The sequence below is a fragment of the Bacillus sp. 166amftsu genome (assembly GCF_900107445.1).
Lineage (GTDB): Bacteria > Bacillota > Bacilli > Bacillales > Bacillaceae_G > Bacillus_A > Bacillus_A arachidis.
Map to the genome: position 1 here is coordinate 1 of NZ_FNQA01000018.1, position 15,865 is coordinate 15,865.

The 15,865-nt window shown below is 32.0% G+C and carries 12 protein-coding genes and 1 pseudogene; all 13 read left to right on the top strand.

The window, feature by feature from the left end; all coding sequences use genetic code 11:
- Positions 1 to 288: pseudogene (locus BLV40_RS23095) on the top strand (M23 family peptidase); the annotation flags it as partial.
- Between the two features lie 141 nt (positions 289 to 429).
- Positions 430 to 564 (top strand): hypothetical protein, encoded by a 135-nt coding sequence (locus BLV40_RS23100; protein WP_026591884.1) that lies wholly within the window; start codon positions 430 to 432, stop codon positions 562 to 564.
- A gap of 328 nt (positions 565 to 892) precedes the next feature.
- The gene (gene spoIIID, locus BLV40_RS23105) at positions 893 to 1,165 is read left to right on the top strand and encodes a sporulation transcriptional regulator SpoIIID (protein ID WP_000544009.1); all 273 of its coding nucleotides are present in this window, start codon (positions 893 to 895) and stop codon (positions 1,163 to 1,165) included.
- Between the two features lie 162 nt (positions 1,166 to 1,327).
- Complete coding sequence (locus BLV40_RS23110; protein ID WP_026591886.1) at positions 1,328 to 2,329, top strand: rod shape-determining protein; 1,002 nt, start codon at positions 1,328 to 1,330, stop codon at positions 2,327 to 2,329.
- Positions 2,330 to 2,696: 367 nt separating this feature from the next.
- Positions 2,697 to 3,092, top strand: a complete 396-nt coding sequence (tagD, locus tag BLV40_RS23115) for a glycerol-3-phosphate cytidylyltransferase (protein WP_026591887.1) — start codon at positions 2,697 to 2,699, stop codon at positions 3,090 to 3,092.
- Positions 3,093 to 3,098: 6 nt separating this feature from the next.
- Positions 3,099 to 4,277: a CDP-glycerol glycerophosphotransferase family protein gene (locus tag BLV40_RS23120; RefSeq protein ID WP_090694318.1), complete on the top strand. Its 1,179-nt coding sequence runs from the start codon at positions 3,099 to 3,101 to the stop codon at positions 4,275 to 4,277.
- 139 nt (positions 4,278 to 4,416) lie between these two features.
- Positions 4,417 to 5,613: a CDP-glycerol glycerophosphotransferase family protein gene (locus BLV40_RS23125; RefSeq protein WP_026591889.1), complete on the top strand. Its 1,197-nt coding sequence runs from the start codon at positions 4,417 to 4,419 to the stop codon at positions 5,611 to 5,613.
- 1 nt (position 5,614) lies between these two features.
- Positions 5,615 to 6,418 (top strand): ABC transporter permease, encoded by an 804-nt coding sequence (locus BLV40_RS23130; RefSeq protein WP_026591890.1) that lies wholly within the window; start codon positions 5,615 to 5,617, stop codon positions 6,416 to 6,418.
- Positions 6,419 to 6,433: 15 nt separating this feature from the next.
- On the top strand, positions 6,434 to 8,074 hold the full coding sequence (gene tagH, locus BLV40_RS23135) for a teichoic acids export ABC transporter ATP-binding subunit TagH (protein ID WP_090694322.1): 1,641 nt from the start codon (positions 6,434 to 6,436) through the stop codon (positions 8,072 to 8,074).
- 160 nt (positions 8,075 to 8,234) lie between these two features.
- Entirely contained in the window at positions 8,235 to 9,827 is a 1,593-nt protein-coding gene (locus BLV40_RS23140; RefSeq protein ID WP_090694326.1) for a CDP-glycerol glycerophosphotransferase family protein, read from the top strand.
- Positions 9,828 to 9,887: 60 nt separating this feature from the next.
- Complete coding sequence (locus tag BLV40_RS23145; RefSeq protein ID WP_090694329.1) at positions 9,888 to 13,115, top strand: CDP-glycerol glycerophosphotransferase family protein; 3,228 nt, start codon at positions 9,888 to 9,890, stop codon at positions 13,113 to 13,115.
- 58 nt (positions 13,116 to 13,173) lie between these two features.
- Positions 13,174 to 14,346 carry a glycosyltransferase family 4 protein gene (locus tag BLV40_RS23150; protein ID WP_244525445.1) on the top strand — a complete coding sequence of 391 codons (1,173 nt, stop codon included), beginning with the start codon at positions 13,174 to 13,176 and terminating at the stop codon, positions 14,344 to 14,346.
- A 206-nt stretch (positions 14,347 to 14,552) separates the two neighbouring features.
- Positions 14,553 to 15,434, top strand: coding sequence for a UTP--glucose-1-phosphate uridylyltransferase GalU (gene galU / locus BLV40_RS23155; protein WP_026591895.1), 882 nt, complete (start codon positions 14,553 to 14,555; stop codon positions 15,432 to 15,434).
- The last annotated feature ends 431 nt before the right edge of the window (positions 15,435 to 15,865 follow it).

Consider the following 15,865-nt stretch of genomic DNA (forward strand, 5'->3'; position numbering starts at 1 on the left):
GAAGAAAAATCAACAAGCGGCAAAGCTGATGAAAAATCGCAAAAAGAAGAAAAATCAACAAGCGGCAAAGCTGATGAAAAATCGCAAAAAGAAGAGAAATCAACAAGTGGTTCAGCTGACGAAAAGTCACAAAAAGAAGAGAAATCAACAAGTGGTTCAGCTGATGAAAAGTCACAAAAAGAAGAGAAATCAACAAATAGTTCAGCTGACGAAAAAGGGAAAAAAGAGGAAAAATCAACAAATGGTTCTACGGAATCATCTAGCGATTCTTCTTCTACACAAGAATAGTCAAACGAAAAAATCAGCTCTCACTAGGGAGTTGATTTTTTTATTTTTATATAAAAATAATTCGTTTAAAGGAAGAAAATCGCAATAACAAGGAAATTTGACGGAATTCTCGAATATATATTAAGAAAAGGAGGGGATTCTATGTCATTTTTATTTGTGCTGTCGATTGCTCTTATTTTAGTGTTCATTTTATTTACTTTATATTATTACATTGCGAGTAAGAAAGAAGTTCCCCGCCATCAGTTATTAGAGGAAGAATGTGATCGTGAAGAATGACGCCTTTGACAAGAGGCGTCATTTTTTTGTTTTGTATAGAAATTTATCAAGTGAAAATTGTCATTGTTAACGTATTTCTCACACAAAATTGTAATTTTTCTTAACTTAGTCCGCAAAAATACCGAACTTGTAGCATATATCAGTAGTGCGAGCAATACAATGTTATAAACCAATGCAAAGAGAGTGTTTGAGGTGAGAAATCGTGAATCATTTCATTATAAAATCCAGAATGTTTAACGCTTACAAACAGCATTCGAATTTACTTCTTAGTCATATGCAGCGAGTCTCATTTCACACTTCTCACATCCAATTTAGGGAGGCGAGTGGTGTGCACGATTACATCAAAGAGAGAACTATCAAGATTGGTAAGTATATCGTGGAGACAAGAAAGACAGTGCGTGTAATCGCAAAGGAGTTTGGGGTATCAAAGAGTACAGTCCATAAAGATTTGACAGAACGTTTACCAGAAATTAATGCAGAGCTCGCAAATGAAGTGAAAGAAATTCTTGATTATCATAAGTCGATTCGTCACTTAAGAGGCGGAGAAGCGACGAAACAGAAGTACAGAAAAGAAGATGTAGAAAAGCCTGTGCGACAATAAAGTATCATATGCAAACATTCCCCTGAGAATAACGGAACATTTTTCAGAAGAATTATCTTTTCAAATATTACGTTTCCGTTAAAACTATGATAAAATTTGAAATTAGGTGTAAAAGAATTCGGGTACAACCTGATTTTGAATATCAAGGAGGAAGAAGCAGGAATGTTTGCGAGAGATATCGGAATTGACTTAGGCACGGCTAACGTATTAATTCATGTAAAGGGTAAAGGGATCGTTTTAAACGAACCGTCTGTTGTAGCGATTGATCGTAATACTGGAAAAGTATTAGCGGTAGGTGAAGATGCAAGAAGTATGGTAGGGCGTACACCTGGTAATATTATAGCGATTCGTCCGCTTAAAGATGGTGTAATTGCAGATTTCGAAATTACAGAAGCAATGTTAAAGTATTTCATTAACAAATTGGACGTGAAGAGCTTCTTTTCAAAACCTCGCATTTTAATTTGTTGTCCAACAAACATCACATCTGTAGAACAAAAAGCAATTCGTGAAGCTGCTGAACGTTCAGGTGGTAAAACAGTATTCCTAGAAGAAGAACCAAAAGTAGCTGCTGTTGGTGCTGGTATGGAAATCTTCCAACCGAGCGGAAATATGGTTGTTGATATTGGCGGAGGTACAACAGATATCGCTGTACTTTCAATGGGTGATATTGTTACCTCCTCCTCTATCAAAATGGCTGGCGACAAGTTTGATATGGAAATCTTAAATTATATTAAACGTAAGTATAAGCTATTAATTGGGGAGCGTACATCAGAAGATATTAAAATTAAAGTCGGTACAGTATTCCCAGGTGCACGTAGTGAAGAACTTGAAATTCGCGGACGTGACATGGTAACGGGCTTACCACGTACAATTACAGTATGTTCAGAAGAGATTACAGAAGCATTAAAAGAAAATGCAGCTGTCATTGTACAAGCTGCAAAAGGCGTATTGGAACGTACTCCGCCAGAACTATCTGCGGATATCATTGACCGCGGTGTTATTTTAACAGGCGGTGGCGCATTATTACACGGTATTGACATGCTTCTAGCAGAAGAATTAAAAGTACCAGTATTAATCGCTGAAAACCCAATGCACTGTGTTGCTGTTGGTACAGGTATCATGTTAGAGAATATTGATAAATTACCACGTCGTGCGTTGCGATAAGGCTGGAAAGTTTATAATTTAGAAAAGGTGCGAAGGGAATATTTTCTTCGCACCTTTTTTTGTTATTTTTTTAAAAGCAAATGAACATTACAAAAAACGACAAGAAAGCGCATTCTTTTGTTTAATATGACAATAATCTTCATCTGGTTGTCATAGTTTGTAAATAAAAAATATGTTATAATCACTTTTGTGAATTTCGTGTGAACTGAATGTAAAAATTATGTAAAAATATCTTAGAATTACATAATTTTTACATTGGATGCGAGTTTCCCTCACGATTCACTTGTATAGGAAAAGCTCTAATTTAAATATATTTATAAACTAAAAAATTATGAAATGATAATGATAATTCGCAGGGGGCAGGATTATGAAAAAGGTTATTACATATGGGACTTTTGATTTATTGCACTGGGGACATATTAATTTGTTAAAGAGAGCGAAAGATTTGGGGGATTATTTAATTGTTGCGGTTTCTTCAGATGAGTTTAATAAATTAAAAAATAAAAAATCTTATCATAGCTATGAAAATCGTAAAATGATTCTAGAAGCGGTTCGCTATGTAGATGAGGTAATTCCTGAGCATAATTGGGAACAAAAAATGGAAGATGTTATTAATCATGACGTGGATATTTTTGTTATGGGTGATGATTGGGAAGGAAATTTTGATTTCTTGAAGGAACACTGTGAGGTTGTTTATTTACCAAGAACAATTGGGATTTCTACTACTAAAATTAAAAAGGAGCTAGTGCTAGTTGCTAGGTAGTTTAGTATGTTTCGAGAATTTATTATAACGGTATACCTCATTGTATTCAAAATCCTATTTAGTATAGCAAAGTTATTCCCCCTTAAAAATAAGGTGACCTTTATTATGTCTTATGGGGAAAATCTTATTTTTATCTATGAAGAAATGAAGAGGCAACATATAGATTGTGAAGTTGTTTTTTTATATAAAGCAACTTGTAAGTATGAAGTAAAAAGTTATTCGGATGTAAAATCATTCGCATTTGAAACAAAAAATATAGCACAAACGGTACAAGCAATATATCATTTAGCGACAGCTCAACACGTCATTATTGATAATTATTTCGGATCGTTGTCGACGGTCCGATTTAAAAGTGGGGTACAATGTATCCAACTTTGGCATGCGGCAGGCGCTATCAAGAAATTTGGATTACTAGCTCCTTCTTTTAAAAAGAGAAGTAAATATGCTCAGAATAGATTTTTAAGGGTATATAACAATTTTCATAAGATTGTTGTAGGATCAGATTCATTGGCAGAGATTTATATAAATGCATTTGGAATAACAACCGACAATATATTAAAAACAGGTATTCCGCGTACGGATTTGTTTTTTAATAAAGATGATCAAAAACACATTATCCATAATCTTGTAAGTGATAATCCCGATTTAAAAAAGAAAAAAGTAATTTTATATGCGCCGACTTTTAGAGATAAAGAGCTAGAAGATTTTGACTTACATTTAAATATTAATGCAATGTATGAAGCGTTAAAAGATGAATATATTCTTGTTATTAAACTACACCCTGCTATTAGGAATGAATTGGGATACAAGGAAAAATATAAGAATTTCCTATATGATTATTCTCTATATCCTAATATAAATGATTTGTTTTTAGTAACGGATATTTTAATAACAGACTATTCCTCTGTACCTTTTGAATTTTGTCTACTAAATAAACCAATGGTATTCTTCACATATGATTTAAAGAAATACGCGAAGAAAAGAGGAATCATTGGAGATTTTATGTTAGATGTTCCTGGACCCGTTGTGTATAGTTCGGCTGAAATTATTGAGACGATACAAAATCATTCATTCGATATTAAAAAGTTGGAACAATTTAATGCACGTTGGAATCAATATTCAAATGGTAATTCAAGTAGGAATTTAGTGAATTACTTATTTGGTCGAAATGAAATTAAGATTTAAGCTATGTCATAAGTAGCGAGTGAAAGAGGCTAAGTGAAATTCATGAAAATTACTTAGCTTTTTTATTTATGTAAGAATTTTAATTGTTAGTGTGTAATTTATAAAACGGCTAATTGTAGTTAGAAGGTGATTAATAAAAATGAGTGTAATCAGAAGAATAAAAAACCATCGAATCATAAAGGTTGTTTGTAAAACGATATTTGTCGCTTGTAGTCGCTTACCTGTTCGGAAAAAATTAGTTGTTTTTGAAAGTTTTTCTGGCAAACAGTACAGTTGTAACCCGCGTGCGATATATGAATATATGGAACAACAGGCAGGATTCCATATGGTTTGGAGTGTGAATAAAAATTACACAGTACAGTTTAAAGAGGCAAATATTCCATATATTAAACGTTTTTCGCTTCGTTGGTTTATTTTAATGGCACGTGCACAATATTGGGTTACAAATAGTCGGATGCCATTGTGGCTCCCAAAACCGAAGCACACCACCTATGTACAAACTTGGCATGGTACACCATTAAAGAAATTAGCAATGGATATGAATGAAGTCCATATGCCAGGAACAACTACAGAAAAATATAAGGAAAATTTCAAAAGAGAAGTGCAAAATTGGGATTATTTATTATCACCTAATGCATATTCCACAGAGATTTTTCAAAGGGCGTTTCAATTTAAAAAAAATATAGTTGAGGCAGGATATCCTCGAAATGATTTTTTATATGTAGACAATAATGATAAGAAAATTGAAGAGATAAAGAAAAAGAATGGTTTACCGGTAGATAAAAAAGTTATTTTATATGCTCCAACATGGAGGGATGATCAATTTTATAGTAAAGGGCGTTATAAGCTGGACTTGCAATTGGATTTAAGCCTTTTACAACGAAATTTAAGTTCTGAGTATATTATTTTGCTAAGAATGCATTACCTAGTAGCAGAGCAATTTGATTTAGCCCCCTATAAAGGATTTGTTTATGATTTTTCGCAGCATGTTGATATTAATGAATTATACGTGTTATCAGATTTGCTAATTACAGATTATTCTTCTGTCTTTTTTGATTATGCCAATTTAAAAAGGCCTATGATTTTTTACACGTATGATATTGATTCATATCGTGATAAACTAAGAGGTTTTTATTTTGATTTAGAAAAAGAAGCCCCTGGACCAGTTGTTTCAACAAGTGAAGGTGTGTTAGAAGAAATTATGAAATTCCAAAGGAATGGATTAGGCGAATTTGAAAAAAAATACGATACTTTCTATAGTAACTACTGTTATTTGGAAGATGGTTTTGCATCTAGACGTGTGGTAGAGAAAGTGTTTTTTGGAGAGGCACAATAAAATGAATGCAATGATTATGGTATTAAAAGAACAGATAAATAGTCTCTATTTAATTAAACGTCTATCTATTTATCAAGTTAAAAGTACAAATAAAGATAACTATCTAGGCATTATTTGGGAAATGTTAAACCCTTTAATTCAAATGTGTATTTATTGGTTCGTTTTTGGAGTTGCAATAAGGGGTGGCTCCAGTGTTGATGGTATACCGTTTGTATATTGGTTGGTGTCAGGTATATCTGTGTGGTTCTTTATTAACCCTGCAACTATGCAGGCCTCTAAATCTATTTATACAAGATTGAATATGATTTCAAAGATGAGCTTTCCAATGAGTGTTATTCCTAGCTATGTAATTATGGCTAACTTTTATCAACATATAATATTAGTTGGTATTGTTACTGTAATATTTTTAGTGACGGGTCAAGGGATTTCAATACATTATCTCCAACTGATCTATTATATGTTCTCCGCCGTTATGTTAATCTTTGCATTTTCTTTAATTACTTCTACGTTAGCTACAATCGTACGTGACGTACAAATGATAGTTCAATCTTTAATGCGGATGCTACTCTATTTAACTCCTATTTTATGGACTCCTGAGAAGTTACCGCTATCATTACAAAAGATTATGCAACTAAACCCATTATGTTATATCGTTGAAGGTTATCGAGATGCTTTTTTAGGAACAGGTTGGTTTTATGAAGATATAAAATACACGCTCTATTTTTGGGGAATTGTATTCCTTATGTTATTGATTGGTACAGCAATACATGTGAAATTTAGAAAACATTTTGTAGACTACCTATAATGAGGATTGTAAAAAATGAATTATTCAGTGAAGTTTCATAATGTAACAAAAAAATATAAAATGCATAGTAAAAGTTCTGATAAGTTAAAGGATATTATATGCCCTGGCGGATTCGGTGAAGATTTTTACGCATTACGAAATTTAAGTTTTGAGGCTCAAAAAGGGGATGTAATAGGTATTATTGGCGTAAATGGATCTGGTAAATCCACAGTGTCTAATTTAATTGCTGGTATTACACCAGCTACGTTGGGAAGTATTGATATAAAGGGGAAAATTGCACTTATTGCAATAGCCGCTGGACTTAATAACCAATTAACGGGTCGGGAAAATATTGAACTAAAATGCCTGATGATGGGTTTAAGCAAAGAAGAGATTCAAGCTTTAGCACCAGATATTATTGAGTTTGCTGATATTGGTAAGTTTATTGATATGCCTGTAAAAAAATATTCTAGTGGTATGAAATCCCGCCTTGGTTTTGCAATTTCTGTGAATATTAATCCAGATGTCTTAGTTATTGATGAAGCCTTGTCTGTAGGAGATCAAACATTTACAGATAAATGTTTAAAGCGAATGAATGAATTTAAAGAACAAGGGAAAACGATCTTTTTTGTGAGTCATTCATTAGGACAAGTTAAGTCTTTTTGTACAAAGGCATTGTGGCTTGAATATGGTGAAATTAAAGATTATGGACTCATCCAAGATGTAATGCCTAAATATGAGCAGTTTTTAAAAGAATATCGTGCAATGAGTAAAGAAGAGCAACAGAAATTTAAAGAAGAGGCGCAGCGAAAACAGGCCGGACAAGATATGAAGCAAGAAAGTGATGAAAAATTAAGTAGGAAATTACCCTATACTACATTAAGCCGCAAGAGAAGTAATAACAAGAAAAAGTATACGATTCCTTTGGCAGGATTGGTTTTATGTATCGGATTAGGAAGTACTGCTTATTTGAAAAAAGATGCATTCTCAAAATCGCCACAGGTAGAGGCAGTAGGTAAAAAGAAACATGTTTCCGCCGAAAAGAAAAAAAATCCGGTGGCAAATTTAGATGTTCGATATGTGAAAACAGCAAAGGCATATGTGAGAAGTATGCCAAATCTAAATAGCGAGCAAGTAAACATGATAGGATTCGGCACACCGTTTGTTGTAAAACAACAGCAAAAAGATGCAAAAGATGATATCAATTGGTTAAAACTTGTATATGAAGATGGAACGGAAGGTTGGGTTAGTGAGAGTGTTTCTAGTGCGATTCCTTTTAGCTCAGCATTACAGTATGAGGATATCTATAACAAGTTAAAGGAGCTATCGGGCTCAAATCAAGATTTTGAAAGTGGTATATCTTTATTAGGAAAAAATCAACAAGATGTGCAAAGTGTAATAGGGAAGTCGAAAAATGTCGAAAATCTATTAGAAGGTACATTAAATAGTTATAAAAACATTATTGTTCTATATAACCAGCAGTCCATTGTAAAACAAGTTACAATGCAGAATATGTCTATCCCGAAAGCAGCGATGTTAGAGAAGTTAGGTCAAGCACAATTAACAAGTGAAGACGGAGCATCATTTATATATCGCTCTGATAAATATGATTTTAAATTGTCATCCGTAGATGGTATAACTATCGATCAGATATCTGTATTTTTACACGTTAATTAAATGGATGAAGGATTTGCATGATTACGGCAGGATTAAAACCTTCGTATATCGCTCATAGTTGAGTTATACGATAAAAGTTACTTAGAAATCTAAGGTGCGCAGCTGTATAGCTAACTTTATGAATTAAATTCAGTGAAATATTGAGGAAAGAGTGAGGCGAATGGTAAAATCCTCTGGAAAATTAATTGCTAAAATGCGAATAACATCGTTTAAGAAGAGAAAAAAAAAGTGGCAATTTGCTATTAGAATAAAATATACAGGTAAATGTGAGACAAAGGGTGTAACTTTAAAAAAAAGGGGAGAAGATAAATTTTATCATCTCCCCTATCAAGAAAGTAACGTAAATAAATTTGAAAAAAAGATTGTCTTCGAAGTAGAATTGAGTCAACTTGAGCTAGGTCCGTTTTTTTGGGATTTTTATGTGCATTTGAAATCTGATGAACTTAAAAGCTATCGAGTTAAACATCCTAGCTACATTGTTAATAAAAAAATAAACAATCGCTTACAGCGTGACCATACTGAAGGTGGGTATGTAGTGTATCCATATGTGACTGTTAAAGATGGGCTCAGCTTACATTATCGAAAAAAGGGAGCTTATGACCAGCTAAAATATGCCTTGAAAGAAAAGGTGGCACTAATTATATACTATACGTTTAAACGATATTGGGATCGAAAATGCATTGTATTAGCATATGAAAAATTTAGCCAAACTGCACAAGATAATTCTTATTATTTCTTTAAGTATTGCTATGATCATAAGCAATTTCCTAACCTATATTATGTAATTAACAAAAGATCTAATGACTATAAGATGCTCAATCAATATGAGGATAAAGTTATTGATTTTATGAGTGTGAAGCATATGATTTATCTCCTTGCTAGTACATTTATGATATCTTCTGAGTCAAAAGCACACTGTTATATATGGAAGGAAAACAGAGGAACGTTAAAGAAAGTTATCCATGCTAAAAAACACGTTTTTTTACAACACGGTGTACTAGGGTTAAAAAAGGTAGATTCGATCTTTAAAAAAGGGAGCCCGAATGGAACAAATTTATTTTTTGTATCCTCGGAATACGAAAAAGAAATTGTAAAACAATTTTTCAATTACACAGAAGATGAAATCATTGTGAGCGGATTAGCAAGGTGGGATCATTTGCAAAATAGGGGCGGGAAGCAAAAGCAAATTTTATTGCTGCCGACATGGCGAGAGTGGCTAGATGAAGTATCAGAGGAAGAGTTTTTAAATAGTCAATTCTATAGGCAATATGAAAGGCTACTAAATGATCCAAACCTAGCTGAACAATTAGAGAAAAATAACGTTATATTAAAATTTTGTATGCATCCAAGAATTCATAATTCTATTCATTATTTCCGATATCATACCCCAAATGTACAGTTTGTTAGATACGGGGATATAAAAATTAATGAGTTGATAATGGAATCTTCGTTGCTTATAACAGATTATTCTAGTGTTTCTTGGGACATGTACTATTTAAAAAAGCCAATTATTTTCTTTCAATTTGATGGTATGTTAAATGGGTATTTAGATGTAGAACGGGAACTGTTTGGAGATAGATGCATCCATATGGAGGAGCTAATCCGATCACTGGATTTTTATATAAATAATGGGTTTAAGGAAAAAGAAAAATATACATTGCTTAGAAATCGCTTATTTTCATATGTCGATCAGAATAATTCAAAGAGGATTGCGAAAGGGATATTTGAAAAAGCTAAGCAATTAAAGCGATAGCTGAAGATTATGTAGTTGATGGGCAAATTGAACTATTAGTAGAAGAAAGGTGAGAGAGAATTGAAAGTCAAATTGTTACTAGAAGAAATAAACAATGTTCCAAAGGGAAATATTAGATTGGATATTTCTGTAGAAACAGATGGGGAGATTGAAGAAGTCTATAAGAGAATAAAGGGGCTATTTATTCAAAAGGGAAGTTTTAAAAAGCAATTATTGTCATCTAGCGCAGAACTTCATGCAGATAGAATGGTATACACGTTACCAATTTCTGAGCTGTCAAAAATAATGAATGATGGAAAATTAAATCTTTGTTTACAACTGGATCAGGATATAATTTCTATTCCTATATATAACAATATAAAGGAAGATTTCTATATATGTCTAAAACAAACGGTATTTCAATTAAGTACTAGTGATTCGATTGAAAAAGTTGTTGAGTTTAGTAGAAAAGATTCCGTAAGTATTATAGTTTCTGTAACTGAAGTTAGTGAAAATAAGGAAAAAGATCTCCTAATACTAGGGGATTTTTCACCAGAGTTTAAACGTAAGGAAGTATGCTTAAAAGAGTTGTTCTTGGAAAATAACCTTACAAAAGAAGTTAGGAAACTAGCTGGTTTAAAAGTGAACAGTCATACAAATGAATATCAAGCAATATTAGAGTTAAAAGACAATCCACTATATGACGGCAATTGGGAAATGTTTTGTTCAGGAACCTTTAATGATAAGCCTATATCAATAAAGGTTAAATACACAAAAGCAGATAAAGTAGTGGGCAGTTATTTTAGTAATCATGATCAATTATACTATCATGTGTTTTCTCGTAATAATAAACATGAAGTAGTTATGAGTATTGAAAAGAATACAGAACAAATGGTTTCTGCCCAAATTGACAATGTAGAATTGGATCAAAATAAGTTAATTATTGAAGGGGAAGTTCAATTTCAAAGCTCCATAGATACGGAAAATCAAAGAGCGGAGTTGCTGTTTATTCAACGAGGTACCAAAAGAGAACTATCTTATCCTATTTCTGTAACAGACAAATATTTTGAATCAATTGTCGATTTTGGGGAAGAGAATGTCTTTTGGGAAAAAGGGATTTGGGATATATTTGTAAGCTTTGAAGTACAGGGGATCAGAGATAAAGTCAAATTAAATTTAGATTCTAAATCGGATTTTGTGATTATTCCTAGGACAGTTTACAATCAGTCTAGTGGTGTAAAGAGAATTCGACCATATGCGACTTTAGACGATAACCTAGCACTATTAATTAGGGATGAAGGAGTATATTGTGATGTAATCAGTGTTGATTACGAGGCTAGCAATTTGATAGTAAAAGGTTTTATAGACATTCCAGATATTGATTATGTTGTAAAAAACGTGTATCTGTATGAAGAGTCCCTCGATTTGAAAATGAAATGTATAAGCGAATTTGTAAAAGAAGATGAGGGATATTATTTTAATAGTTCATATAATTGGAATGCATTTGATATTGGGCGCTATGGTGAATTGAATTTAAAGTTTATGATTCATATTGAGAGTGATGGGCATAGTATTGAGTTTAGTTTGGCTTCTAACTTAGATGATATAGATAATAAAGCTAAAGCAATTATCTATCCACCATTAAACCAAAATATTAATGGGTATCCGATGCAAATCCTTCCATATTACACAAATCAAAATGAATTATCGGTAACTGTACAAAATTCTTTACAGGCATATTGTATTGCAATGGATTCCAAAAATAACAATATTAACCTTGTTATTTGTTCAATGACTGAAGAGCAGTTTGAAGTTCAGGATACAAGGTTAATTTGTATAGAAAGAAACACAGGCCAAACTTTTATACAAAATGGTAAGCTGAATAAGTTGAATGAGTATCAATTTGATATTGATAGATCACTTATACAAACAAATGAAGTTCAGGATGCAGGGAAATGGGATGTTTACTTTGCTGCAAGGATTAATAATAACGAGGTTAAAACAAGGGTATTGTGTAATGATATAAATATTATAAACCAGAACTCTACTTTTAAGTCGAATGCAATAAAAGTTGGAAGTGAGTTATACGGTTCTATATTCTTTGAAAAAAAGAATAAGACGATGTCGTTTGAAACGCGAAACTTAAAGGCCCATGAGAAGAAAAAGGAGAAAGTAAGATTCTTAATGGCTAAAGGGATTGCTAAAATATGGAGTAAATTTAGGAAGAAACCAGTATGGCTTATTGGTGAGAACTTAGGAGAGGTTGCGCAAGATAACGGATTTGCCTTTTTTGAATCATGTGTTAAGAAGAATGTTTCAGAAGACTATTATTATGTAAGTAAAGCGGAGAATAAGAATATGGATAATCTAGAGCCATATAAAGCTAAGGTTATTCGCTATGATAGTTTTAAACATCTTTGCTTATATCATTTAAGTAATTATCTTATTGTAAGCCATGGAATTCGAGATGTTATTCCAAATATTGTTCATCCTAAAATGGGTAGTAACACAAAGCCAATTATTTACTTACAACATGGTATTATTGCAATGAAAAAGTTAGAGTTCAATAGCAAATCGTATAACGGAATGATTAAAAAGTTTGTCGTTTCTTCTACGCATGAAAAGAACATTTTGATAAATAAAATGAATTTTAAAGAAAAGCAAATAATGACTACAGGCTTAGCTAGATTTGATTCACTGGTGGATAAAAGTAAGGATAAGAAAAGTAGGGAGATTCTACTTATGCCTACATGGAGAGAATGGATAATTGGCTCAAAAGAAGGGTTTTTAGAATCAGATTTCTTTGTATATTATCAGGGATTATTGCAGGATAAAAGATTACATGATTTGCTTGAAAAAAATAATTTAGTACTTAAATTCTTCCCACATATTGAAATACAAAAAAAATATAAGGATGAATTTACAAACTTAAATGAAAGAATACAATTTGTTAAACTTGGTGAAGAGAGTGTAAAAGAACTGATTCAAAATAGTTCTTTAATGATTACGGATTACTCAAGCGTTGTCTTTGATTTTAATTATTTGAAAAAGCCAACAATTTTTTATCATTTTGATGTGAATGATTATTTGAAACACAGAGGATCTTATGTAGATTTAAATAAAGATTTAGTTGGAGATATAGCATATACAAAAGAAGAAGTAATAAAATCCATTAGTGAATATGTTAAAAATGATTTTAAATACAAACCTCAGTATCTTATTAAATCTAAAAAGTATTATGCTTACCATGATGAAAAGAACTTTGAACGAATTTATAAAGAAATTAAAAAAATATCAATGAAAAAATAAAGAAATAGTGAGGTATGGACGGGTGAAAATTACTTTCCTTGTATATAATATTTACGGAATGGGAGGAACTGTAAGGACAGTTGTGAATACTGCTAACTATTTTGCCTCTCAAAACTATGATGTAGAGATTGTTAGTGTTAGGAGAACGAGTGCAAAACCGATGTTTGATATTGATAAAAAAGTAAAGCTTACTCCTATTTTTGATGCTAGAAGAGGAAAACTATTCGGAAGAAACACACCTCTTTATCAGAAAGTAATAAAGAAAATTTTATTGAAAATGCCTAGTTTTTTCATAGATAAAAGTGAAGATTTATATCACATGTTCAATCTTTTTGTTGACTTTAAAATTATTGCTGCACTAAGAAAAATTAATGAAGGTATCTTAATTACAACAATACCATCATTTAATATCTTAGCAGCTAGGTTTGTAAGTAATAATGTAATCAAGATTGGTCAAGAACATAAGTATTTTGGTGGCCATGAAAAATGTTTACAAAATAAAATTGAAAAATATTATGGGAAATTAGATGCTTTAACATGCCTAACAGATTCGGAAATTAACGACTATCAATCGCTCTTAAAAGGAACTGGGGTAAAGTTATATAAAGTAGAAAATGCTACAGCAATCCCTGAGGAAACAGCTGAATTGGATAAAAAAGTAGTGATTGCGGCGGGTAGGTATGTGCCTCAGAAAGGTTTTGACCTTTTAGTCCCTGCATTCGCTAAAGTTATAGGGAAATATCCAGATTGGAAGCTGAAAATATTTGGTTCGGGGGAAGATGAACAACTCCTTCGACAACAAATTTTTGATTATAAAGCTTATAATAATATTTTTCTAATGCCAAAAACGAATGATATTATTGGTGAAATGCTTAATTCATCAATTTATGTTTTAAGTTCTAGATACGAACCTTTTGGGATGGTTATCATTGAAGCTATGTCAGTAGGAGTTCCGTGTGTAAGTTTTGCTTGTACAGGTCCTGTTGAAATAATTAAAAATAAAGAAGATGGATTGCTTGTAGAGGAAGGAAATATTGATGAACTTGCCAATTCATTAATGACTTTAATGGAATCTGAAGAATTAAGAAAAGAGTATGGCCGTAAGGCTAAAGAGAATGTTGAAAGATACACTTTTAATGTCGTTGGTGACAAGTGGGAAAATATTTTAGAAGAGCAAGTACAAAAGAAGTTAAAAAAGAATGGTAAGGTATTATCAGAGATATCAATATAATACTTTATTGATTCTGTATTAGTAATATCTGCATTCATAGAATAATAATGTGTGAAATATGAATAGGCAAAAATCATAAAATTAAAACAAGGTATATATGGATAAATTATTCCACATCGAGTGTAATTCAATTATTTGATGTTTTTTATAACGGTTAAATTTTATGGTTTATATAAATATGTTTTAGATTACTAGGAGGATTACCATTGAAAAAAATAAGAAAAGCTATTATTCCAGCTGCAGGATTAGGAACTCGATTCTTACCAGTAACGAAAGCAATGCCGAAAGAAATGTTACCGATTGTTGATAAACCAACAATTCAATATATTGTGGAAGAGGCAATTGAGTCTGGCATTGAAGATATCATTATTGTAACGGGAAAAGGAAAACGTGCAATTGAAGACCATTTCGATCATTCTTTTGAGTTAGAACAAAACTTACTTTCAAAAGGGAAATATGAAATCCTTGAAAAAGTACAAGAGTCTTCAAAAATCAATATTCATTATATCCGCCAAAAAGAGCCGAAAGGTCTAGGGCATGCTGTTTGGTGTGCTCGTAAATTTATTGGAAATGAGCCGTTTGCGGTACTACTTGGTGATGATATTGTTCAAGCGGATACGCCGTGTTTACGCCAATTAATGAATCAATATGAGAATACACAATCATCAGTAATTGGTGTTCAAGCTGTTCCAGAGAATGAAACACATCGCTATGGTATTATTGATCCGTTAGAGCAGAAGGATAGAAGTTATCAAGTGAGTAAGTTTGTTGAAAAACCTGCTAAAGGAACAGCGCCATCTAATTTAGCAATTATGGGACGTTATGTGTTAACACCAGAAATCTTTACGTTCTTAGAAGATCAACAAACAGGAGCTGGTGGAGAAATTCAATTAACAGATGCGATTCAACGTTTAAATGAAATTCAACGTGTATTCGCATATGATTTTGAAGGAAAACGCTATGATGTTGGAGAAAAGCTTGGTTTCATTCAAACAACTATTGAAATGGCACTGCAACATGAAGAGCTAAAGAAAGAGCTATTAGATCATATGAAGAAGTTAGTAGAAAACGAAAAGGTTTGTAACTAATTTTTAATTGGGTAATATGCATATGACTATATGATCTTTACTTCCTTGAAACAATTATTTATGAGATTGTGTGTGAATTTATATGAAGATAATTGAATGTAATATTCTGGGGAGAGAGTGAAGTGGACGTATAAATTTATATTGACGAGGGTATTATCAAGAACTAAAATGAATAATACATGAGTATATTATGATTAACAAAACAAAACATTTGTTTTTATTAATTAAATCTATACTTGAAAAGTTCAATTTTCTTATCTTGCATTAAATTACATTGAATATATATAAATATTAATTTAAATATACGTGTTAACGCTGGGATAAATATGTACAATTTTGATTCATTTTCCCTGACTATGAAAAGTAAATATACATAGGTATATTGTTAAAACCTTATAGGGTAAGGATTTGTTTAAAAGACTGTGCAATGT